Origin of the sequence: Polyangium sp. y55x31 (assembly GCF_029946505.1) — a bacterium.
GTDB lineage: Bacteria > Myxococcota_A > Polyangia > Polyangiales > Polyangiaceae > Polyangium.
Genome location: NZ_JARZHG010000001.1, coordinates 774,362 through 797,281, shown reverse-complemented (window position 1 = coordinate 797,281; position 22,920 = coordinate 774,362). Strand labels below are relative to the sequence as shown.

Here is a 22,920-nt window from a genome sequence, read left to right as displayed (position 1 = left end):
GGCGAGTCACCCGAGGACGCCTCGCGCATGCCGGAGACGAAGAAGATCACCCCCGGCCTGGTCATCGCCGGTCGGTATCGCGTGATCCGGGAGATCGGGCGCGGCGCAGTCGGCTCCGTGCACCTGGTGCAACACGTCCACACGGACGAACAGTTTGCCCTCAAAGTGCTGCACGACCCGGCTGCGGCAAGCCCCGAAAAGATCGCCCGCTTCCGCGTGGAGGCGCGCGCGCCCGCGCGGATCGACAGCGATCACGTCGTCCGCATCACGGACGCCGACGTCGCGCCCGAGCTCAACGGCGCGCCCTTCTTCGTGATGGAGTACCTCCGCGGCCGCGACCTCGGCGCCGAGCTCGACATGCGCGGCGTGTTGCCCGTCCCCGAAGTCGTGCTCTACATGCGGCAGGCCGCTCGCGCGCTCGACAAGGCGCACGCCCTCGGCATCGTCCATCGCGACCTCAAGCCGGAGAACCTCTTCCTCATCGAGCGCGAGGACGGCGTCCCTTGCATCAAGCTCGTCGACTTCGGCATCGCCAAGCTCACGGGCGACGCGGCCACGATCGCGCAGATCGTCTCGCGCACCCAGACCGGCCGCATCTTCGGCACGCCGCTCTTCATGTCGCCCGAGCAGGCCACGGGCCGCGTCTCGCTCGTCGGGCCCGCGACGGACGTGTGGGCCCTCGGCCTCGTCACGAACCGCCTCCTCACGGGCCGTGATCACTTCGAGTCCGACACCGTCGCCGAGCTCATCGGCAAGATCGCGTATGACCCGATCCGCCCACCGAGCGAACTCGGCGCCGCGCTGGGTCCTTCCTACGACGCCTGGTTCCTCCGCTGCTGCCATCGCGAGCTCGGCAAGCGCTTCCGCTCCGCGGGCGAGGCCGTCACTGCGCTCGCGGCGGCGCTCGGGATCGAGGAGGGGGACGCGCTCATCGATGCCGTCATCTCGTCGCGACGCGCGCTCGGCGGCATGGCGTACAGCGAGACGATGCGCGCGCCGCCCTCGTCGGGGCGCGACTCGATCGACATCCTGCTCGACGCCCTCGAATCGAAGGCACCGCCGCCCGCGTCTGCGTTGCCTGCGAGCGCCCCCGCGGTCTCCGCGAGCTCCTCGGCGCTGCCCGTGATCAAGCCTCCGCCCGTCCCGCGGCTCCCGGCCACGCTCTCGGATCCGGCGCTCCCTGCGCACGTGCCCACGCCTCCGCCGAGCACGACCACGATCTCGGCCGACGCCGTCGTCCGGCCCGCGCTCGACATCCCGCCTGCGCCTCGCGCCTCGCGTGGCTCCTTGTACGTCGGACTCGCCGTCGCTGCCGCGCTCGCGGCGGGCCTCGTGCTCGGCATCGGGTTCATCCAATCGAGTGGCACCGACGCGCCCCTCGCCACGACGAGCGCCACGCCCGCGGCCTCGGGCCTTCCGTCCTCGGCTCGCGCGAGCCTCCCCCCGAAGCCTTCGCCTTCTGGATCGGCCCTCCTTCCGGCCGCCTCTGTCGCGCCGGCCCCCTCGGCTTCGGCTGCGCCGAGCGTGCTTCCTCGGGGCACCATCCCTCGCAAGGATCCGCTCTCCGGCCGCCACTAGAGCGCCGAACAGTTCGGCGCTCTGCGAGATCGCGAAGCGAGCTCGCCTCGGGGGGTGAATCGGCCGGGCTTTGCCCGGACGAGAGGGGGACGCGAGGCGTCCCCCTCGGGACGAAACAAGGCTAGAACATCGAGCGGTTGTCAAACCGATCGATGTTCTAGGATCGTCTTCGTTGAGCACCGATCGCCTCGTCACCCTCCTCATCGTCGCGGGCTACCTCCTCGCGCTCATCCTCGCCGGCACCTACGTCACCCGGCGAACGAAGGGCTTCTCCGACTACGTCACGGGCGGCGGCAAGATCCCCGCGTGGATGCTCGCCCTCTCCTTCATGGCGAACTTCGTCAGCTCGAACTCGTTCGTCGGACATGCCGGCAAGAGCCACGAGGTCGGGCTCGGCTGGTGTGTCGTCGGCGGCTTCCTCGTCGTCGCCTGCGCGCTCTCCTTCCACCTCTTCGCCCCTCGTTTCGCCGAGTTTGCCCGGACGAACGGCGCCCTCACCCTGCCCGATTTCTTCGAACGACGCTTCGGCTCGCGCCCGCTCGCGGTCTTCGTCCAGTGGATCATCGTCGCCACGACCCTCCTCTACGTCCTCGCCGTTTTGCGGGGCACGGCCCTCGTCGTCGCTTCCGGCCTTGGCCTCTCGTATTCCGCGGCGCTGCTCGTCGTGTATCTCGTCACGATCGTCTATTGCCTGCTCGGCGGCCTCTGGGCGGACGTGCTCACGGACGTCGTGCAATCGGTCGTCCTTCTCGCCGGCGCGGTCCTGCTTTTCGTCGGGGTCCTCTCCGCCTCGCCCGATCCCGGAGCGCCCGCGCCTCCGCCGATCCGCCCGCTCTCCGTCGCGCAGCTCGTCGCCGTGGGTTTGTCGGGCGCGGTCAAACTCGTCGCCGACCCCAAGCAGGTCATGGTCTTTTATGCCTTCGGCGACGGCGCGCGGGCCCGCCGCTTCCGGCACCTCGCGCCGCTCCTGCTCCTCCTCGTCCTCGGCTGCCTCTTCCCCGTTGGCTACTTCGCGCGTTCGCTCGTCCCTCTCATCCGTGACGCCGACGAGGTCGTCCCGCGCCTCGTCTTCGAGCGAGGCCTGCTCGGCGCGGCCTTTGGCCCCGTCTTTCTCGTCGCGCTCCTCGCCGCGTCGATGTCCTCGCTCGACTCCGCCTTGCTCGTCGTCGCCTCGTGCCTCGAAAAGCACGTCGTCGCCCCGCTCGCCCGACGCGAGCCGAGCGAGCGCCGCACCCGCTTCATCCTTTTTCTCGTCGCGACCCTCGTCCTCGCGCTCTCCTTCCGCCCTCTCGGCGACATCGTCTCCCTCTCGACCCTCGCGGGCGCTCTCCTCGGCGCCTCGCTCCTGCCGCTCCTTTGCGTCGGCCTCTTCGTCGACGCGCCGATTCCTCCGCGTGTCGCCCTCGTCTCCCTCACGCTCGGCGTGCTCGGCGCCCTCGCCGGCAAGCTCGGCCCGAAGGCGCTCGGCCTCCGCTCGCCCTGGCTCCAGGACATTTTCGTCGGCCTCCTCCTCGCGACGTTGCCCCTCGTGATCCACTGGGTTCGGCGCCCCCGCGCCTCCGTTTCCGTTCCCGGCTGACCCTCCCTCCGGCCGCGACGCACGGACGCGTTGCCCGGACGAAAATACGTTTTTCGAGGACGTACAAAACGCGGGAAAATCCGAGAAATCGCCCGGATCCTGCGTGGAGTTTCCATTTTTTGCGGGTCAGACTCATCCCCGGAACACCTGACTTTGTTTTCTGGGGGGCCTTGAATGAACACGAATCGAGCATTCGTGGCGGGTGCCGTGCTCGTGGCATGGGCAGCGCTCGCTGCGTGTAGTAGCTCGGATACGATCGAGCAGCAGATCGGCTCGGGCGGCAACACGAGCACCGGAGGGAGCGTCGGCGCCGCGAGCGTCGGGCACGGCGGCGCCGCTGGAATGGGCGGCGCCGGAGGCGTGACGCCCGGGAGCGGCGCAGGCGGCTCCGGCGGGGAAGGCGGAAGCGGAGGCGAAGCCGGAAGCGTAGCCGCGGGCGGCGGCGGAAGCGGAAGCGGAGGCGGCGGCGGAAGCGGCGGCGTGAGCAGCGGCGGAGGCGGAAGCGGCGGCGTGAGCAGCGGCGGAAGCGGAGGCGGCGGCGGAAGCGGCGGCGGAGGCGGCAGCGGAAGCGCCGGGGGCGGCGGCGGCGCCGGCGGAATTGATCCCACGGGGGGCGGCGGCTCAGGCAGCGCCGCCGCCGGCTGCATGATCGATCTCGACTGCGACGACGGCATCGGCTGCACCGTCGACACATGCGCCTCCGGCCAATGCAACCATCTGCCGGACGACGGGAAGTGCGACGACGGCAAATATTGCGACGGCGCCGAGGTCTGCGATCCCTCCGCCGGCTGCGTCGACACCTCCAAACCCTGCGACGACGGCGTCGATTGCACCCTGGATGGCTGCGACGAGTCCACCGACGCTTGCAGCCACACGCCCGTCGACTCCCTCTGCGACAACAAGATCAACTGCGACGGCGTGGAAACCTGCAATGCCATCCTCGGCTGCATGTCCTCCGCCCCGCTCGACTGCAACGACGGGATCTCCTGCACCGACGATTTCTGCGATCTCCAGAACGACGCGTGTCAGCACAATCCGAACGACGGCAAGTGCGCAAACGGCCTCTTCTGCGACGGCATCGAATCCTGCGACGCGAACCTCGGCTGCCTGCCCGGCTCGCCCGTCGACTGCGCCGACGGCGTCGGCTGCACGAACGATTTCTGCGACGAGACCACCGATTCCTGCGCCCACGTCCCCGAGGACGCGCCCTGCGACGACGGCGCCTATTGCAACGGCACGGAGACCTGCGGCCTCGCCGGCTGCATCGCCGGGAGCCCCGTCATCTGCGACGACGGCCTCTCCTGCACGAGCGACGCCTGCTCCGAGTCGTTCGACACCTGCATCTTCACTCCTGTGGACAGCGCGTGCAGCGACGGCCTCGTCTGCAATGGCATCGAGACCTGCTCGCCCTCGGGCCCCGCGCCCACCGGCTGCGTCCTCGGCACCTCGATCTCCTGTCCGTCCGACGATGTCGCTTGCACCGTCGAGGCCTGCGACGAGGCGATCGGCGGCTGCAAGTCCACGGCCGACAATGCCGCGTGCGCTCCCGGCGAGCTCTGCATCGCCGCGGTCGGTGGCTGCACCGCGGCCATGCCTTGCGCTGCGAATGCCGATTGCGACGACGGCGACGCTTGCAACGGCATCGAGTACTGCGACGTCGTCTGCAAGGCGGGCACGCCCAGCGATTGCGACGACGGCATGCCGTGCACGGTCGACTCCTGCGTCTCGGCGACCGGCGCGTGCGTCCATGCACCGAACCACGACGCCTGCGACGATGGAATGGCCTGCAACGGCGTCGAGGCCTGCGAGCCCATGTTCGGCGGCTGCACGAAGGGCACGCCCAAAAATTGCGACGACGGCATCGCCTGCACCTACGACCTCTGCCACGACCCGGGCGGCGTCTGCGCCCATTACGCGCAGGACTACGTCTGCGACAACGGCGTCTTCTGCGACGGCGCCGAGATCTGCGACCCGTCCCAGGGCTGCATGGATGGCCCGCCGATCACGTGCAACGACGGCATCGCCTGCACCGAGGACATCTGCGACACCACGATCGACGCCTGCAAGGCCATCCCGCACGACTCGCTCTGCGCCTGCAACCAGACCTGCGATCCCGACCAGGGCGGCTGCGGCAATTTCTGCAAAGTCGCCACCTGCCAGGGCAAGGTCTACGCCTGCGGGGATTGCCTCGACAACGACGGCGACTGCAAGACCGACGCGTCCGACGATCAATGCCTCGGCCCCTGCGACAACACCGAAAACAGCTTCTACGGCGGCATCCCCGGGCAGAACAACTCGCCTTGCAAGAGCGATTGTTACTTCGACGCCGACACCGGCGCCGGCAACGACGCCTGCTACTGGAGCCACAAATGCGACCCGCTCTCGACCGCGCCGAACTACCCGCCCGAGGGCAGCCAGTGCGCGTACAACCCGAACGCCAGCATCCCCGGGTATGCCGGCTCCTGCGGAACGGCCTACCAGACGCAATCGGCGACCTGTGACAGCTACTGCGGCCCGCTCACCCCGAACGGCTGTGATTGCTTCGGCTGCTGCGTGCTCCCCGGGCTCCAGCACGCCGTCTGGCTCGGCTCCGAGAACCCGGCCGGCACCGGGAGCTGCAACCTGCAAAACCTGAAGGATCCGATGAAATGCAAGCCGTGCACCCAGGTCCCGGCCTGCAACAACCCCTGCGAGAACTGCGAGGTCTGCATCGGCAAGCCCGAGCTCCCGCCCGAGTGCATCGAGCAACAATGCGAGCCTGGCGTACCCAAGTGCGGCCAGCCGGGCCAGCCGTCGTGCCCCGACGGGCATAGCTGCATCACCGGCTGCTGCTCGCCGAACCCGCAATGACGGCGCCGCCCCTCCCCGCTTGCGCAACCTGATCGAATTCGCTTGCGCGATTTGTGCAAGAGGCTCTTGCACAAATCGCGCGCCGTGAAACCCGCCCCGCCCCGCGCCTCCTTATAGTCCTCGCGAGGATCACCCCCGCGCCCTCGTGGCACGGTCGCTGCTCTTTGGACCGCCGAGCCCGCTGGGCGGGCTCGAGGGAGGTCCACGTGAGACGGCCGAATCGAGTTTATCTCCTCTGCGCGCCGGCCCTCGCCACGGCGATCGTCTGCTTCGGCAGCGAGGCGCTCGCGCAGGGCGGTGCCACCGTTCAGGGCAAGGTCATCAATGCCGAGACGAACAAGCCGGTGCCGGACATCGTCGTCACGGCCACCTCGCCCGCGCTCCAGGGCGAGGAGATCGCCGTGACCGACAAGGCGGGCAATTATCGCATCCCGAGCCTGCCGCCCGGCGACGGATACGTCATTCGCGCCGACGGCGGGGCGGGCTTCCGGCCTTATGCCTCCAAGCCCTTCACGCTCCGCGCGGGCGGCACGGCCCTCGTCCAGATCCAGATCCTCCCCGAGACCCTCGAAAACGGCATCGTGATCCTCGTGGAGGCCACCCCGCCCGTGATTGATTACACGACCGGCGTCAAGACCAGCGTCGGCCCCGAGTTCACCCGGCGCGTCCCGACGAACCCTCCGACCGGAAAAGGCGGCGCGACGCGCTCCTTCGAGGGCCTCGCCACCATCGCCCCCGGCACCTTCACCGACACCTACGGCGTCGCCGTCAATGGCACGACCTCCCCGGAGAACGGCTTCATCATCGACGGCCTCTCCGCCAACGACGCCGCCTTCGGCATCCTCGGCACGCCGCTCTCCAGCGAGTTCGTCCGCGAGGTCAATGTCATCACGGCCGGCTATTTGCCCGAATATGGCCGCTCGATCGGCGGCGTCATGGATGTCGTCACGAAGAGCGGCTCGAACGAGTTCCACGGCTCCTTCTTCAGCGCGATCACGCCCGGCGCCCTCGAGGGCCGCCGCACCCGCATTCCGCGCGAGGGCAGCACCATCCAGACGAGCCCGAGCCTCGCCACCATCCAGGACATCGGCTTCGAACTCGGTGGCCCCATCCTGCGCGACAAACTCTGGTTCTTCACCGGCGCGAGCCTCGCGATCCAGAAGACGCGCCTCGATCGCACGCTGAACAAGCTCCTCTACGTCGAAAATCCCGACGGCACGCCGGCCGAGGATTCGATGGGAAACCCCATTCCGATCCGCGATCCGGAGACCGGATTCCAAGAGACCTCGGTCCTGCCCGGGACGGCGCGCACCTACTATGCGACGAACCGGACGTACCAGTACATCGGCAAGCTCACGTGGAAGGCCCATCAGGACCACAACGTCTCGCTCTCGGTCTTCGGCGTCCCGCAGACCTCCGGCGGCAACGGCGATTATCCGTTCAACCTCCAGACCGGCGGCTCGGCGCCGAACCTGCAAGGGCCTTACGCGGCGTTCGGCGGGATCAACGAGTCTTTCTCGAACAACGTCGTCCTGAAGACCTCCTCGTCCTTCGCCGACAAGAAGTATCTGCTCGACACCACGATCGGCTGGGTCTACGGCTCGCTCACCCAGGCCGCCGCCGACGGCAGCGGCGTCTCCGAGATCGGCTCGTCGGGCACCATCGCGGGGATCCCGAGCGTCGCGTGGCGCAGGTCCACGGGCGGGCGATACCCGATCACCGAATTCGAGACCCTCCCGGCCGCCGCGCGCGAGCAATGCGCGCCCGGCGGCAGCCAGGAGATCGCGGCGCTTTATTGCCCCGTCGTCAACTACTTCACGGGCGGCCCCGGCCTCCTGCGGCAGGCCACGCAGAACCGCATCCAGGGCCGCGCCATCTTCACCGCGATCGGCAGCCTGCTCGGCCAGCACATCGTCAAGGCCGGCGTCGATTTCGAGGCCCTCGATTACACGAGCGCCCGCGGCGTGAGCGGCGGCAATGCGCTCCGCGAGACCTCCGACGGCGCATTTTTCCTCGACGCGCGCCGCTTCGGCTTCCTGGAAGGCCCCGACCGCCCCGTCTTCCTGAACTCGTTCTCCACCACCTCGCGCTCTTATACCATTGGCGGGTTCGTCCAGGATAGCTGGAGCATCATGGAGCGCGTCACCCTGAACCTCGGCGTCCGTTATGACGCGCAGGTCGTCACCGGCAATGACGGCCGCATCGGCATGACGCTCCCGAACCAGTGGTCACCGCGCGTCGGCGTCATCTGGGATCCGACGAAGCAGGGCCGCGCCAAGGTCTTCGGCAACTTCGCGCGGTTTTACCAGGCCATCACCCTGAACCTCGTCGACCGCTCCTTCCCCGGCGAGCTCCAGATCTACTCCCTCCGCGGCTCCGACGTCTGCAATCCGCGGGATCCCGCGCAGGTCCGCGGCGCTTGCGACGACCCGAACAACCTCATCACGATCACCGGCAACAGCGACCCGACCCGAAAATTCGGCGCCACCGGCTCCGACCGCGTCCCCGTCGATCCGGACATCAAGCCACAATCCTCCGATCAGCTCGTCGTCGGCGGCGAATACGAGCTCTTCCAGGGCGCGAAGATCGGCGGCGCGTACACGCATCAATCGCTCAATTATGCCGTCGAGGACATGAGCCGGGACGAGGCGAACACCTATTTCATCGGCAATCCCGGCCACGGCATCGCCAAGGACTTCCCCGAGGCCGTCCGCGATTACGACTCGTTCATGATCTTCTTCGAGAAGGCGTTCGCGAACCGCTGGCTCGCGCAGGCGAGTTACACCGCGTCCTACCTGCGCGGCAACCTCGCCGGCCTCTTCCGGCCCGAGACCCAGCAGCTCGATCCGAACATCAACTCGGATTTCGACCTCATCTCGCTCCTGCCGAACCGCGAGGGCCCGCTCCCCGGCGACCGCACCCATTCGCTCAAGATCTTCGGCGCCAAGGAGTTCATTCTGCCCGGCAACATCTCGATCAGCGTCGGCGGCAGCTACACCGCCCGCTCGGGCACGCCCATCAACGTCCTCGGCGCGCACCCGCAATACCTCACGGGCGAGGTCTTCATCTTGCCGCGCGGCGAGGGCGGCCGGACGCCCTGGGTGCATTCGATCGACACGAACGTCACGGCCGGCTTGAAGCTCGGCAAGGACCAGACCGTCACCTTCGGCGTCGACGTCTTCAACATCTTCAACTTCCAGGCCGTGACCGGCGTCGATTCCAATTACACGTTCGCCGACGTCCGCCCCATCGCCGGAGGCACCATGGGCGACCTCCCGGCCGCGAAAGGCAAGCTCGTCTACTGGGACGGCCAGCCTTTCGACGACGTCGACAAAAACCCCAATTTCGGCAACCCCAACGGCTTCCAGCTCCCGCGGCAGGTCCGCTTCAATGCGCGGGTGACCTTCTGAACGTGCGGACGAGGAGACAAACCATGAAGAAAGGTCATTCCTTCCTCGCGGCGGCAGGCCTCGGCCTGGCTTTGGCCTCGTTCGGCGGCGCGTCGTGCTCGCAGCCCCCGATCCAGTGCGTCGTCGGGCACGGCCCGTTCATCGCGAAATACACGCTCGTGGAGGGCACGGGCTCCTGCGCCGACCTCGTCGGCGAGGAGATTGGCGTCGCCTCGTTCCTCGCGCCGAACGACGATCGGACCCTCGCGGATTACGACAAACGCAGCATCGCCGTCCAGTCCGACACGTTCGGCGGCCTCATTCGAGAGCGCGAGGGGCTCGGGGCAGGGGAGGACGACGTGCCTTATGCCTTCGGCGCGTACTCGACGAACCCCGACGAGCGTGATCTCTGTTATGCCGGCGGCGCATCCGGCACGACCGCGCTCGCGGCCGCCGAGCTCGACCTCCCGGAGGCCGAGGTCATGGACAGCATGGGAAACCCGGTCACGCTCCCCGCGAAGAGGCTCCGACAAACCTGGGAAAACCTTTCCATTTACGTCACGGCCGCCGCGCCGGGCACGCAGATGGTCGGCTCGATGAAGTACGAGGACCTCGTGGAGGGTTGCTCGGCGACGTACACGTTCGTCGCGCTCTTCCCGGCCGTCCATTGCGCGAAAGCGGGCGCCGACGGCAAACCCACGAACGAGCCGGACGACGCGCTCTGCGATCCGAAGGGGAATTCCGCCGAGGGCCGCACGCCCTCCGGCATCAACCCCGATTACCGCGTGAAATGTGATCCCACGCTGCTCTATTGCGTCCTCGACGAGACCCCGCGCGCCGCGCCCTGATCCTCAGGCGTCCACGGGGGCCCCGAACGGCCCGACCTTCCGCGGCGCGGGCGCTCGCTCCCGTGCTGCCCGCGCCGCCGGCTCCTCGAGATCACGGCTCTCCGCCAGCGCATAAAGCGCGACAATCTCCGACAGATCGAACACCCGATTCCGCGGCGGATTGAGCAGCACCTCCACCCGCTCCCGCGCGTGCTCGTCGAGCGCCCGCCGCTCGATCGCGATCGGAATCACCTGCCGCGACGCGAGCGCCTCCCGGAGCTCGTCGAACCGCACCGCGCCTTCCGCGCCCGCCGCGAGCTCGCCCGGTTCGAGCCGCACGATCTCCTGCCCATATTCGCCGAGGATCTCGTCGTAGAGCGCGGTCACGCCCGGCACGAACGCGCTGTGCACCATGAAGTAGTTCTTGATCCGGTCGGTGCTCACGAGCGAGAGCCGGAGCCTCCCCGAGGCGAACCCGCACCTCTCCGCGTCCACGAGCCTTCGTGCGTGCTCGCCTTTCTGCACCGAAGCGAACTCCGCGAGCACGTGCAGCCGCTCGCCCCGCGCGAGCTCGCCGCGTTCGAGTGCGCCCACGAACCGGAGCAGACGCATCGTCGTCCGCGCGTCCCGATCCACCGCGTCGGGCTCGCTCAGGAAGATCACCGCCCCGATCGGCCCGCCCTTCTTCGCGCACTCCACCGCGAACGAGGCGAGATCGTGCCCGCGTTGCGTGTACACCGTCACCCGCCCCCCGTGCTCGAGCGGCATCGTCACGCCCTCGCGCCCCGGCGGCGGCACGTCCCGCTCGATGCCGATTCCGAGCGACGCGAGGCGCATCGCGAGGGGCATCCGCTCGTCGCCGCGCTCGCCGAGCACGAGCGTCGCGTCCACGCCTGGCATGAACCGCGCGAGCTCCTGCACCATCGACGGCAGCGCCGCGCTGTACCCCACGACGAGCACGCGCGAGAGCAGCCCCCGCGCCATGTGCGTGTCCTCGGCCCACGCGCACACCTCCGCGCGCGGCGCTGGTTTTTCCTGACCGAACGGCGTGATCCCGCGCCCCATCACGAGATCTCGCCCGTACCGCCGGAGCGGCGCGTACGTCGCCGTCACGCCGATGATCCCGCGCAGGAGCTTCGTCGGAATCTTCCCGGCCCGCGCCCCGAGCTTCCACGCGCCCGAGCCCTCCTCCGGATCCCGCAGCGGATTCAGCCATTGCTCGAGGTTCGCCACGGGCACGAGCCCGCGCGTCCGCCGCGGCGTCGCCTTCCCCAGGAACACCCCCGTGAGCAGCACGCCGCGCTCCTCGTACGCCGCGCGCGCGAGCCTTTCGAACGACACGAACCCGTCCTCGCCGCCGAGCGCCTCGATCGCCTCCGCCTCGCCGGGCTCCACGAACATGTGCGTGTAGAACTCGGACCCGTCGGCCGTCATGAGGTCGGCGTACAGCGCCTCGACCCCCGGCGTGACCAGGTGCTGACACAGAAAAAGTCCTAGAAAACGCGGCATGTCGAGCGGGAACGTATGAGGTCCACCGATCGCCATCACGAGCGCGCGGTTCTCGCTCTCCACCACCTCGACGAACACCTGCGCGTCGTGGTTCTGCGCGCGGAACGACGCGAGCGTCATCGTCGTCACCGCGTCCGCGTCGGGCCCCGCATCCGCGCGGGACAGGAGGATCGCGCGCTTCGCCGTCGCCGCCGACACCCGCGCGAGCGCGTCCGGATCCCAGCCGTCGCCCTCGCGGTACATCACCCACCGCATCATCGGCTCGTAGAGGTAGCCGGGCGGATCCTCCGTCGTCCCGAGCAGCGCCATCCGCGGGAGCGCGTGCCTTCGCGGCATCGCGCCGCGCCCCCGCAGCCATTGCAGGATCTCCATCGGCCGGAAGAAGCTCCGCAGGATCCGGTTCCGCTCGTAGAGCCGCGCGAACTCCCGCACGAGCATCTCCGCGTCGTGCACGGGACCTATCACCAGCGAGTGCTCGTCGTAGTCGACCGTGCGCCGCCGCTCGGCCCGCACCACCTGATCGACGATGTTCGAGCCGATGCCGATGATGAACGACACCACGAACACGCCCACGATCGTGAGCCCCAGCGAGAGCACCGCGATCGGCGCCGGCACCTTGATCGTCCCGACCAGGTTGTCCGCGCTCTCGAGCTGCCGGAAGGCCCACCACACCCGATCGATGAAATCGGCGTCGGCCGCGAGCCCGCTGCCCGTGTAATCGTAGTTGATCGCCAGGTGATCCAGCACCACCGCCGAGCCGAACGCGAGCGACCAGACGGCCACCGTCACGAGCCCGAACTGCTGGAGCTGCTCGCGCCGCGTCACGATCGAGTACACGTCGGCCGCGAGCTCGCGCGCGAAGCGCAAGAGGAGCAGGAGCCGCGCGAGCCGGAGCGAGAGCAGGGGAGCTACGTACCTGGGATCGCCGATCTGCTCGAAGGGCAAGAAGCTCAGGAGCGCGAGCAGATCGACGACCAGGAAAAACCATTCGAAGCGCCGGATCTCCTCGCGGGGCCGGCGCAGGGCGATCCAGCGCAGCGCGAGCTCGGTCGTGAAGAGCGCGAGGAAGACGGGCCGGAGCGCGCTCTCCAGCCGGGGCATCGGCAGGAGCGAGACGAGGATGCAGATCGCGAGCCCGATCTTGACCGGACGTTTGTCGAGCAGCGCGGCGACACGGCGGGGGAGGCTCGGTGCCCGAGGGGCCATCGCGCGGCAGCATAGACCCCCGGCGGCCCGCGTTTCCAGCCGCCTCCGCGCATGCCCGTCACGACGAGATCAGCGCTTCGCTCGTCGCTTCGAGCTTCTCCCCCGTCGCTTGCACGACCTCGAGCGCCCGCACGTCCTCGCTCGCCTCCGCCGCGTGCGCCGTGTCCGCGAGCAGATACGCGCGCCGCAGCGCCGCCACGTGCGCGCCGATGCGTTGATCCACGCGCCGCGCCACCGCTCCGGGCGCGTCCGCGATCGCGCCTTTTCCTCCGGCCCGCGCTCGTTCGAGCCGCGCCCGCGCCTCGCCGAGTCGCACGAGCGCCTTCCAGCTCGCGCGCACCTCACGCGCGGCCGCCGCGTCGAGCAGCCGTTCGTCCACGTGCCGCCGCAGCGCCGCGCCTTCTCGCAAGGCCGCGCCCGCCTCCTCGCCACAATCCTCCGCGAGCCCGTCGAGCGCATACGCCACGGGATCATCCGCCTCCACGAAGAGCGGCAGCGCCGCGAGCACGGCCGCGACCAGCGCCGCGACCACACGAATCGCCGGTGATCCGCTCCCGTAGGCCGCCGTGATCGTCCCCGCGAGCGCGCCTGCCACGAGCGCGCCGCCCACGTGCACGAGCCGCGCCGTCCCGGCCTTCACCCGCGTCGTCCGCTCCGCGTATGCGAGCGCCACGAGCGCCGCGCCGGCCGCAGCCGGTGACGCATTTCCCACGAGCGCCGCCGACAGCGCCCCGAGCGCCCCGCCCGCCGCGGCGAGGCCATCGATCGTCGCGCTCGCCGCGAGCGCGAGCAAAACCCCGAGCCCGAGCAGCGCGATCGATCCCGTCACGAGCCCGATCCGCCCCGCAAAGGGCCACAAACCGAACGCCGCCGCCGCGGCCACGAGGAGGGCAAACTTCCGCATGATTCCTTGGATCTCCAACGGGTTCGTCGTTCAGTACGCCGCGGCCCGGCCGAGGTTCGAGAACTCCTTGTCCGCCATGCTCCGCGCTGCCGCCTTCGCGCCCGCGCTCTTCGGCGGCGCCGCGTGGATCTCCTTCTTCGCCCGCTCGTACGCGTCGACCTGCGCCTGGATCGCCGTCGCAGCCGGCGCCGGCGCCGCTTCCGCCGCGGCCCTCAGCGCGCCGATGTTCTCGTCGACGATCCGCTGCGCCGCCTGCATGTCGCCTTGCTCCAGCGCCTTGGCCGCTTCGAGCTGCCGGCTCGACGCGAGCGCGCTCGTCGCCTCCGCGAACGCGGCCCGATCCACGCTGAGCTCCGCCTCCCGCGCGTCCGCCGTCCCTTGCAGAGCGAGCGGCGACAGCGCCACGCGCGTCCGCTCTCCGCCCACGAGCGACCACCCCACCTCGCCCCCGATCGCGAGTTTCTCCCCCGCCTCCGCGTTCGCCGCGAGCTCCAAGACCACGCGCCGCTCGTCCCCCGCGAACAGCGACCCGATCCGGAGCGTCACCTCGCGCCCGTCGCCTTCCGTCCGCGCCTCCGCGCCGATCGCCCGGACGAACCGCACGCCTTCGGGCAGCACGAGCCGCGCCTCCGTCGCCTCGACCGTCGTCGCGGCCGTCTCTTCGAGCTCGCGACGCAAGAACGTTCGCAGCGCCGTTCCATCCTTCACGAACGCGAAATTCCCGCGCCCCGCCTCCGCGACCCCGCCCATGTACCCTGGATCGAAATCGAGCCCGATCCCGAGCGACGACACCGTCACCCGATCCTCCGCCCCGTCCCGCGCGATCCGCTCCGCCGCGAGGCGCCCGTTGTCGAGCCCGTCGCTCACCAGAACCACCCGTTTCACGCGCCCCGGCGACGCATTCGCGAGCGACTCCATGCCGAGCGACAGCGCCGGCGGGATGTTCGTCCCGCCGCTCGCCAAGAGCTCTTCCACCCGCGCGAGGAGCCGCTCCCGCACGTCCCCCACGCGCGCGAGCGGCTGCAAGACCTCGCTGTCCGACGCGTACCGCACCAGCGTGATCTGATCGTCGTCGCGTAGCTCGCGGACGAGCTCCGCCACCGCGTCCTTGGCCTGCTTCATCTTGCTCTCGGTCATCATCGAGCCCGACGTATCGAGCACGATCGCGAGCGCGAGCGGCGCCCGTTCCCGCGCGTCCGAACGATCCGCCGCGATCCGGAGCACCGCCGAGATCCGCGCCTCGCTCCCGCCGAACACGCGCGACTGCGTCAGCGTGATCGACCCGCGCGCGCCGTGCCCCGAGAACGTCGCGCCCGTGCCTCCTTCGCTCGGGCTCGCGAACGCCACGTTCGTACGCGCGCCGAGCGGCGCCCTGTGCAGGATGAGCCCACCGGCACAAAGCGCGAGCAGGCTCGCCGCGAGCGCGCGGCGGGTGCGAGGGACACGAAGCCACCGGTTCGTCATGACACACTCGTCCGGACGCGCCGTACACGCGGCGCGTGGAAACATCGCCCCTCCGGCGCTCGCGAAGGGGAGCGCCGGGGCGACGAACATCCGTGGCGCACGTCTACGGACGGGCGAACCGTTCGGTCTAAATGACGTAGCGTCACGTTTCGAGACGTGCGAGAGTCCCGACCGATCGAGGGAAACAGATGAATCTCAGTGAACCGCTCAAGCAGCGTATCGAGGCGCTCGTTCGGTCCGACCGGGTCGTGCTCTTCATGAAGGGCTCGCGCCGGTTTCCCCAATGTGGGTTCTCGGGCGCCGTCGTGCAGATCCTGGACGAGGTGCTTCCCAGCTACACGACGGTGAACGTCCTCGAAGATCCCGAGATTCGCGAGGGCATCAAGGCCTACGCGAGCTGGCCCACGATCCCGCAGCTCTACATCGACGGTGAGTTCGTCGGCGGGGCCGACATCGTGCGGGAGATGCGCGAGAGCGGCGAGCTCGCCCAGAAGCTCGGCGCCTCGGGGCCCGGCGGCGAAGTGAAGGCGCTGAAGATCACGATCAGCGCATCCGCCAAGCGTGCATTCGACGAGGCGGCGAAGGAAGCGCCGGGCGAGCTCCTCCGCTTCGAGGTGAGCCCGCGCTTCGAGTATGGGCTTTATTTCGGGCCGCGCGCCGAGGGTGATGTCGAGGTCGACGCGGGCGGCATCACGGTCCTCGTCGACAAGGCGAGCGCGCGCCGGGCCGACGGCGTCTCCATCGATTTCGTCGAAGGCCCCGAGGGCGCCGGCTTCAAGATCGAGAACCCGAACGAGCCTCCGCGCGTCCGGCAGCTCTCCGTGGGCAAGTTGAAGGAGATGCTCGACGCGGGCGAGACGTTCGAGCTCATCGACGTGCGCACCGACAAGGAGCGCGCCATTGCGCGGATCGAGCGGGCGAAGCTCCTCGACCAGGCCGAGCTCGAGCGGCTCGAAGCGCTGCCCAAGGACACGCCGATCGTCTTCCATTGCCACCACGGCGGCCGCAGCCGCTCGGCGGCCGAGGCGTTCGTGGGGCGAGGTTTTTCCAGGGTGTACAATCTCGAGGGAGGCATCGACGCCTGGTCGGTCGTGGTCGACCCCTCGGTTCCGCGGTATTGACGAATCTCGGAGGAAACGCGCGTGTCGTACCACATGACCACGTTCCAGGGCTCGATCCCCGCGGCGATCGAGCAGGCCATCAAGGAAAAGATCAACGACGCCGTGGTGGAGGTGCAGGGCGGGGGAGGGCATTTCGAGATCTCCGTCACGAGCAAGGTCTTCGCGGGCAAGAGCACGCTGGAGAAGCACCGCATCGTCCTCGGCGCGATCGCGCACCTCATGGCGGGAAATGACGCCCCCGTGCACGCCGTCGACAAACTGAATACCAAAGTCCCCACGTGACGCTCCCACGCCCTCGCTGCTGCTAGAGTGGGCACGATGTTCCGAAGCGCCCTCCTCGCGGCGACCCTCGCGCCCCTGGCCCTCGGCTGTGGCGGAGCCCCCAAGCCTTCCGCGCAATCGCAAACCCCCGCGGATTTCGTCCTTCTGGGCGGCGCCGTGCGCACCCTGGATCCGGCGCGCCCCGAGGCGAGCGCGATCGCCGTGCGGGGCGATCGAATCGTCGCCGTCGGTACGGACGCCGAGGTAGGCGCGTTCATCGGCCCGGAGACGCGCGTGGAGCGGCTCTCCGGGCGTACGGTGATTCCCGGCCTCGTCGACGGCCATTGCCATCTCCACGGCCTCGGCGCCGCGCTCGAGAGCCTCGACGTCCGCGGCAAAAAGAGCCCCGAGGACGTCGCCCGCCTCGTCGCGGCCGAGGCGAAGAGCCGCGCGCCGGGCGAATGGATCACCGGCCGCGGCTGGGATCAAAACCTCTTCACCCCCGCCACGTTCCCCACGCACGCGCCGCTCGACGTGGCCTCGCCCGACCACCCCGTCGCGCTCACCCGCATCGACGGGCACGCCCTCTGGGCCAACGCGGCGGCCCTGCGCCTCGCCGGCGTCGACGCGAAGACCGCCGATCCCCCGGGCGGCCGCATCCTGCGTGATGCCACGGGCGCGCCCACCGGCGTCTTCATCGACAATGCCATGGACCTCGTCACGGCCAAGATCCCCGGCGAGCCGCCCGAGGTGATCGAGCGCCGCATCCTGCGCGCGTCCGAGCGCGCGCTCTCGCTCGGGCTCACGGGCGTGCACGAGATGGGCATCGACGACGCGACCATCGCCGTCTATCGCAAGCTCGCATCCGAGGGCCGGCTCCCGATCCGCGTGTACGCCTATCTCGCCGGAGGATCGAACCTCGCCGCATTGTCGCAACGAAAGCCCGACGTCGACCCGCAGGGCACGGCCATGTTCGTCCTGCGCGGCGTAAAACTCTTCGCCGACGGCGCGCTCGGCTCCCGCGGCGCCGCGTTGCTCGCGCCCTACGCCGACGAGCCGAAGAGCACGGGCCTCTCGATTGCAGACCGAAACACCCTCACCGAAGCCGCGCGCATCATCGCCGACGCGGGCTTTCAGCTCGCCGTGCACGCCATCGGCGACCGCGCGAACCGCGACGTGCTCGACGCCTTCGCCGCGCTCGGCGAGGGCCGGGCGCGCGCGCTTCGTTTCCGTATCGAGCACGCGCAGGTCCTCGCGCCCGAGGACATCCCGCGGTTCGCGTCCCTCGGCGTCCTCGCCTCCATGCAGCCGACGCACGCGACGAGCGACATGCCCTGGGCCCCAGCGCGCCTCGGCCCCGAGCGCCTGCGCGGCGCATACGCCTGGCGTTCACTCCTCGACGCCGGCGCGCGCCTCGTCTTCGGCTCGGATTTCCCCGTCGAGGAGCCCTCGCCGCTCCTCGGCCTCTGGGCCGCCATCAGCCGACAAGATCCCTCGGGCGCCCCGCCAGGCGGCTTCATGCCAGAACAGCGCGTCACGCTCGACGAAGCGCTCGCCGCCTTCACCACAGGCCCGGCGTACGCCTCCTTCACCGAGGCCACCCACGGCCGCATCGCGCCCGGCAACGTCGCCGATCTGACCATCTTCTCCGGCGTCCTCCCCGCAGATCGATCGCTGCTCGACGCAAAGATCGACCACGTCATCGTGGGCGGCAAGGTCGCCTTCGGCGCCGCGATCCCGAAACCAGAGGCCCCATGACGAACCTCGTCCTTCGCGTGCTCCTCTTCCTCGCCCTCGGCTTCGCACTCGGCTGGGCGCACGCGAAGGCCATCACCGAGGGCGAGCGCATCCACCGCGAGACGGGGGAGCGCGCGCGCCCCACGGTGATCTTCGCCCTCCGCCTCGTCCTGCTCTGCGTCGCGTTCGGCGTGATCGGCAAGTCAGGCTCGATGCCGCTCCTCGCCTCCCTCCTCGGGTTCGTCCTGGCAAGATTGGTTCGACGTCGTACGATCGGTGCGCCACCGAATTGACGATCGAGTCGCCTGTACGACAGGAGCGTCGCGCCGGGGCGCTGCCCCGGACCCCGCGGGGGCTGTTCGCCCCTCGACCCGAACCAGGGCAAGCCCTGGACCGATTGGGGAAGAACTGCGCGATGCGCAGTTCTTCCCACAGGCCGGTGGCAAGACCAGGGACGGGGTTGCCCGTTGAAGCGTCAGCGCGGCGGCCTGGGCCAGTCTTGCCATCGGCTGTTCGATGAACTGCGCATCGCGCAGTTCATCGACCCCGAGTCCAGCGCTTGCGCTGGTCCGGGGTGCAGGGGGCGGACAGCCCCCTGCTGGGGTCCGGGGTGAAACCCCGGCGGCGACGCAGCTCGCTAGCTCGTCTCCTTCGAGGCGAGTGCTTCCTTGGCCATGTCCTCGTATGACATGCGCCGGGCTCGCTTGAGTTCGGCGTCGTCGTATTGCCGGGCCATGAACTCCTTGCCCACGCCCCCGACGCGGCCGAACAGATCGCCGACGAACCGGCCCGTGAGCGGGTGATCGACCCCGTCCTGGAGCAGCCGTAAAAACCGCGTGAACGGCCGCCGCGGCGTCTCCTCCTTCCGCCCGAGGAGCTGCATCCTCTTGAACGCGTCTCGGAGCCGTTTGCCCTCGGGATCGACGAAGTTCATCGGGTCGAGGAACACGTCTCGGATGAACGGATGCGCGTGATGGAGCAGCTTCACGAACGCCTTTGCGCCCCGTGCTCGCTCTGCGAGGGAGAGCTTCGTCTGCCGCTCGGCCATCCGCTGCTCGTATGCCTCGGACCCGTAATACTCGGCCATGTGATAGTCGATCGCGATGTGGCGTGACTCGTCCCGGTTGATGAGCGTCATCGCCTCCTCGCTCATCTCGTCGTGCACGAAATCGTTGATCGACCGCAGGAGTGCGATGTCCAGGATGAGCTCCCCGGCCACGATGTAGGCGTTCGCCACGTCGTCGCTCAGGTAATGGATTGCGTCCACGAAATGCGGGGCGAACGCCGTCAGGCTCGGGCTCTGCCGATACAGCTTGTAATGGTGAACGTCATAAAAATCCGCGAGCATCTGCGCTGCGTGCGAGTGCCGGACCTCGTCGACGACGAACGTCCGGAAGATCGCCTTCAGCGTCGGATCTTCCACGCGCCGCTCCTGCTCGCGGAAGAGCGCGCCTGCGAGCCGCTCGATCCCGGACATGTCGGTGAAGAGCTGCACGATCGCGATCTCGTCCTCCCGCGACATGCTCCGCGGCTTGCGGCTCCAGTCGAGGTCGCCGACGCGCCACTGATCACGCCGGCAGTTCTCCAGCATCCGTTCGAGGTCCATGCTCGCCAGGATACTCGTCGTTATTGGCCCGGTAAAGCGCCCGACGGAGCACGCACACGCGCCCTGGGCACCACGCTTGCGTTCGTCGGGGCATGACCTCCACGCGATCCATCGAGACAACTCGAACGGAGGAAAAATCGCCTCCCACGCCACACGAGCGGCCCGAGGTGCCGCCGGCTGAGGACCCTCGCATCCGCAAGGGGCCGATCGAGGAGCCGCCGCCTCCGAGTCCCGTCCCGGGCGAGCCGCCGCCCGAGCGGCCCGTCATCCGGGATCCGCCCGCGCCGACCCAGAAGCCGGACGAGGTGATCCGGGTCGCTTGAACGAAGCGCACGAGTACCTTGATGCCGCCGATGTCCTTCGGGCATCATCCGGTCCCATGCGCACGGGAGACGTCGTTGACGGACGCTTCGCCATTCTGGAGCGCGCCGGCGTCGGCGGCATGGGGTCCGTGTATCGAGCGCTCGATCGACAGACGACGAAGCTCGTCGCGATCAAGGTCCTCCATGCGCCCGACATGACCTCGCAGGCTCGCTTCCTCAAGGAGGCCAAGGCCCTTGCGGGGCTCGAGCACCCGCACGTCGTCCGCTACGTGACGCATGGCATCTCGCCTGACGGCGAGCCGTACCTCGTGATGGAGTGGCTCGAAGGCGAGAGCCTCGATCGGCGCCTCGCCCGCGAGCCTTTGCGCCTCGAAGAGTGCATCGACCTCGCGCGCCGCATCGCCGTCGCCCTCGGCGCCGCCCACGCGCGTGGCATCGTCCACCGCGACGTCAAGCCGAGCAACGTCTTCCTCGTCGACGGCGCAATCGACAAGGTCCGCCTCCTCGATTTTGGCATCGCCCGCCTCGACGACGCGTCGAGTGGCCTCACCCGCACCGGCAACGTCCTCGGCACCCCGGGATACATGGCCCCCGAGCAGGCACGCGGCGACAAACGGTACGTCGACGCGCGCGCCGACGTCTTCTCGCTCGGCTGCCTCCTCTACGAATGTTTGGCCGGCCAACCTCCTTTCCACGGCCCGCACCCGATGGCCATCATCACGAAGCTCCTCGCCGAGGAGGCTCCGCGCCTGCGCACGATGCGCCATGACGTCTCCGAGCCCCTCGATGCGCTCGTCGCGCGCATGCTCGCCAAGGAGCCCGGCGCGCGCCCCTCGGATGGCGCTGCGGTCGCCGCTGCGCTCGAGGCCGTCTCCAACATGAAGAGCGTCGAGCCCCCGCCGCCCTCCATTCGCTCGCGCGCGTATGCGGACATCTTCCCCTCGATCCCGCCCTCGTCCCCGCCCTCGTCGGATCCGACGCTCGGCATGGCGGCCACGATGCCGGGCATCGCCTCGTTCCGCGAGCTGTCCGAGTCCTCGGGCCAGCGCCCCTCGTCGCCGCCGCCCGAGCCTCGATCGAGCCGCATGGTCGATCTCCCGCCGCCGAGCGTCTCGCCGGCGAGTGATCGCCGCTGGTTCGAGCGCTTGCCGCGCCCGGCGGGCCGGAGCCCGTTCCGGGTGAAGGGCATCGCCTACAAGGGCATGCTCCATTATGTCTCGACGCGCCTCGAAGGCGGGATGCAGATGCTCGCGAATTCGTTCCGCGATCCGGTCCTGCGTGAATACCTCGGGCAGCCCTTCCTCGCGTCGAGCTTCTACGATTTCTTCCCGCTCGTCGCGGCGAGCTCCGGGTGCGCCGCGCTCGCGAACGTCCAGCTCGACGTCTTCGCGCAGGGCCAGGGCCGCGCGCAGGCCAAGTACGACGCCGAGCACGCGTATCGCTCGTTCGTCCAGGGCCGCACGATCGACGATTTCCCCGCGCGCTTCCGCCTCATCGCGCAGCGGTATTACGATTTTGGCGAATGGGAGGCGAACTCGTTCTCGCCGGGCACGATCACCTTCGTGCAGCGGGGCATCCCGGCGTGGGCCATTCCCTGGTACTCCCCGCTGCAATCGGGCTACATCTCGACGCTCGTCGACCTCGTATCGAGCAAGCGCACGTCCGTCACCGTCTACCCGACCCGCCGCGACGGCGTCATCGAGGGCATCCAGACGGTCATCCTCGAAATGGACGTCTCGTACTGAGGCTCAGCCGAGGACCCGGCCGACGAAGAACGGCCCCATCTGGCTGATGAACTCGCTCGTTTGTCGCGTCTTGCGCATCGCCTGCACGATGTGCGACAGCGGGTGGAGCTCCTTGCCCACGAGGCCGATCACGAATTCGTTGTCGCGCGCGTCGAGCCCGTGGCACGCGAGCCGGATGTCGTGCGCGAAGTCCTTCGCCCCGTAGGCTTTTCCGATCGTCCCGTGCTCGCGCAGGATCGAGCCCTGCTCCCGCGGTTCGAGCTTCGCGAACGCCCCGCTCCGGCGCAGCGGATACCACACCGCCCACGGCCATGCCGGGTTCGCCACCGTCTCCGCGGGCCGCCGGAGCAGCCAGTAGTCGAGATCTTGCTCGTAGCCCGTCGAATACGTGCGCCCGAGCATGGTCATGTCGGGCCGCAGCGCCACGCTCGGGCCCGATTCCACGAGCGCGGGCCGCACCACCTCCACGAACACCCCGGGATCCTCGCTCCACGTGAGCAGCCCGAAGCTGTGCGGATCGTTCACGTCCTCGTACACGACGGCGCCCACGCCCTTGCTCGTGATGGCCGCGCGGATGGCCTGCGCGTGCGTGCGCAGCTCGGACACCTTCGAGAGGCCCGGCACCTGGTAGACCAGGAGCTGCATGAACAGCCGCCGATCCATCGTCTGCGGCTTGCCATCGCGCGGGGCTCCGCGCTCGCTCACATCGATGACCGGCAGCTCCTCGCTGCCCTGTCCGTGGCCGTGTCCGGCCGCTCGGCCGCTCGGGTTCGCTTCGCTCATGTTGCAAGGGCTACCCGCCTCGGCAGCCGGCTGCAAGG

General features: G+C 69.3%; 16 protein-coding genes. 11 read left to right on the top strand and 5 right to left on the bottom strand.

Translation table 11 applies throughout. The features are described 5' to 3' along the window. Positions 1-27 precede the first annotated feature (27 nt). The 5 genes from QHF84_RS02815 (at position 28) to QHF84_RS02795 (ending at position 10,244) form a co-directional block, all read left to right on the top strand. Positions 28-1,578 carry a serine/threonine-protein kinase gene (locus QHF84_RS02815; RefSeq protein ID WP_281311584.1) on the top strand — a complete coding sequence of 517 codons (1,551 nt, stop codon included), beginning with the start codon at positions 28-30 and terminating at the stop codon, positions 1,576-1,578. A 172-nt stretch (positions 1,579-1,750) separates the two neighbouring features. After that, positions 1,751-3,157, top strand: coding sequence for a sodium:solute symporter family protein (locus QHF84_RS02810; RefSeq protein WP_281311583.1), 1,407 nt, complete (start codon positions 1,751-1,753; stop codon positions 3,155-3,157). A 174-nt stretch (positions 3,158-3,331) separates the two neighbouring features. Next, the gene (locus QHF84_RS02805; protein WP_281311582.1) at positions 3,332-6,007 is read left to right on the top strand and encodes a hypothetical protein; all 2,676 of its coding nucleotides are present in this window, start codon (positions 3,332-3,334) and stop codon (positions 6,005-6,007) included. A 206-nt stretch (positions 6,008-6,213) separates the two neighbouring features. After that, the gene (locus QHF84_RS02800) at positions 6,214-9,417 is read left to right on the top strand and encodes a TonB-dependent receptor (RefSeq protein WP_281311581.1); all 3,204 of its coding nucleotides are present in this window, start codon (positions 6,214-6,216) and stop codon (positions 9,415-9,417) included. A gap of 23 nt (positions 9,418-9,440) precedes the next feature. Then, on the top strand, positions 9,441-10,244 hold the full coding sequence (locus QHF84_RS02795) for a hypothetical protein (RefSeq protein WP_281311580.1): 804 nt from the start codon (positions 9,441-9,443) through the stop codon (positions 10,242-10,244). A gap of 3 nt (positions 10,245-10,247) precedes the next feature. Here the strand turns inward: QHF84_RS02795 and QHF84_RS02790 are convergent, their stop codons facing one another. Genes QHF84_RS02790 through QHF84_RS02780 form a run of 3 tightly spaced genes read right to left on the bottom strand, consistent with a single transcriptional unit; the run spans position 10,248 to position 15,306 of the window. Continuing rightward, positions 10,248-12,938: an ion transporter gene (locus QHF84_RS02790; RefSeq protein WP_281311579.1), complete on the bottom strand. Its 2,691-nt coding sequence runs from the start codon at positions 12,936-12,938 to the stop codon at positions 10,248-10,250. A gap of 58 nt (positions 12,939-12,996) precedes the next feature. After that, positions 12,997-13,842, bottom strand: a complete 846-nt coding sequence (locus QHF84_RS02785) for a hypothetical protein (RefSeq protein ID WP_281311578.1) — start codon at positions 13,840-13,842, stop codon at positions 12,997-12,999. Positions 13,843-13,872: 30 nt separating this feature from the next. Beyond that, positions 13,873-15,306 carry a VWA domain-containing protein gene (locus tag QHF84_RS02780; RefSeq protein ID WP_281311577.1) on the bottom strand — a complete coding sequence of 478 codons (1,434 nt, stop codon included), beginning with the start codon at positions 15,304-15,306 and terminating at the stop codon, positions 13,873-13,875. A gap of 188 nt (positions 15,307-15,494) precedes the next feature. On the opposite strand from QHF84_RS02780, the gene grxD reads away from it, so the two are divergent. From grxD to QHF84_RS02760, 4 genes are read left to right on the top strand one after another with little or no spacing between them, the layout of a single operon-like run. Continuing rightward, positions 15,495-16,427 carry a Grx4 family monothiol glutaredoxin gene (grxD, locus tag QHF84_RS02775; RefSeq protein ID WP_281311576.1) on the top strand — a complete coding sequence of 311 codons (933 nt, stop codon included), beginning with the start codon at positions 15,495-15,497 and terminating at the stop codon, positions 16,425-16,427. 21 nt (positions 16,428-16,448) lie between these two features. Further along, on the top strand, positions 16,449-16,709 hold the full coding sequence (locus QHF84_RS02770; protein ID WP_281311575.1) for a BolA/IbaG family iron-sulfur metabolism protein: 261 nt from the start codon (positions 16,449-16,451) through the stop codon (positions 16,707-16,709). 36 nt (positions 16,710-16,745) lie between these two features. Beyond that, positions 16,746-18,446 (top strand): amidohydrolase, encoded by a 1,701-nt coding sequence (locus tag QHF84_RS02765; RefSeq protein ID WP_281311574.1) that lies wholly within the window; start codon positions 16,746-16,748, stop codon positions 18,444-18,446. Next, a complete protein-coding gene (locus tag QHF84_RS02760) occupies positions 18,443-18,718 on the top strand; it encodes an ATP synthase subunit I (protein ID WP_281311573.1) in 276 nt (91 codons plus the stop codon). The genes QHF84_RS02765 and QHF84_RS02760 overlap by 4 nt, the downstream gene beginning before the upstream one ends. Before the next feature lie 344 nt (positions 18,719-19,062). Here QHF84_RS02760 and QHF84_RS02755 read toward each other — a convergent pair whose 3' ends face one another. Further along, complete coding sequence (locus QHF84_RS02755) at positions 19,063-20,031, bottom strand: hypothetical protein (RefSeq protein ID WP_281311572.1); 969 nt, start codon at positions 20,029-20,031, stop codon at positions 19,063-19,065. A gap of 92 nt (positions 20,032-20,123) precedes the next feature. Between QHF84_RS02755 and QHF84_RS02750 the strand changes: the two genes are divergently transcribed. Both QHF84_RS02750 and QHF84_RS02745 read left to right on the top strand, forming a co-directional pair. Then, entirely contained in the window at positions 20,124-20,354 is a 231-nt protein-coding gene (locus QHF84_RS02750; RefSeq protein WP_281311571.1) for a hypothetical protein, read from the top strand. A 56-nt stretch (positions 20,355-20,410) separates the two neighbouring features. Then, a complete protein-coding gene (locus QHF84_RS02745) occupies positions 20,411-22,099 on the top strand; it encodes a serine/threonine-protein kinase (protein WP_281311570.1) in 1,689 nt (562 codons plus the stop codon). Positions 22,100-22,102: 3 nt separating this feature from the next. Here the strand turns inward: QHF84_RS02745 and QHF84_RS02740 are convergent, their stop codons facing one another. Further along, positions 22,103-22,882: a chlorite dismutase family protein gene (locus QHF84_RS02740; protein WP_281311569.1), complete on the bottom strand. Its 780-nt coding sequence runs from the start codon at positions 22,880-22,882 to the stop codon at positions 22,103-22,105. Positions 22,883-22,920 lie beyond the last annotated feature (38 nt).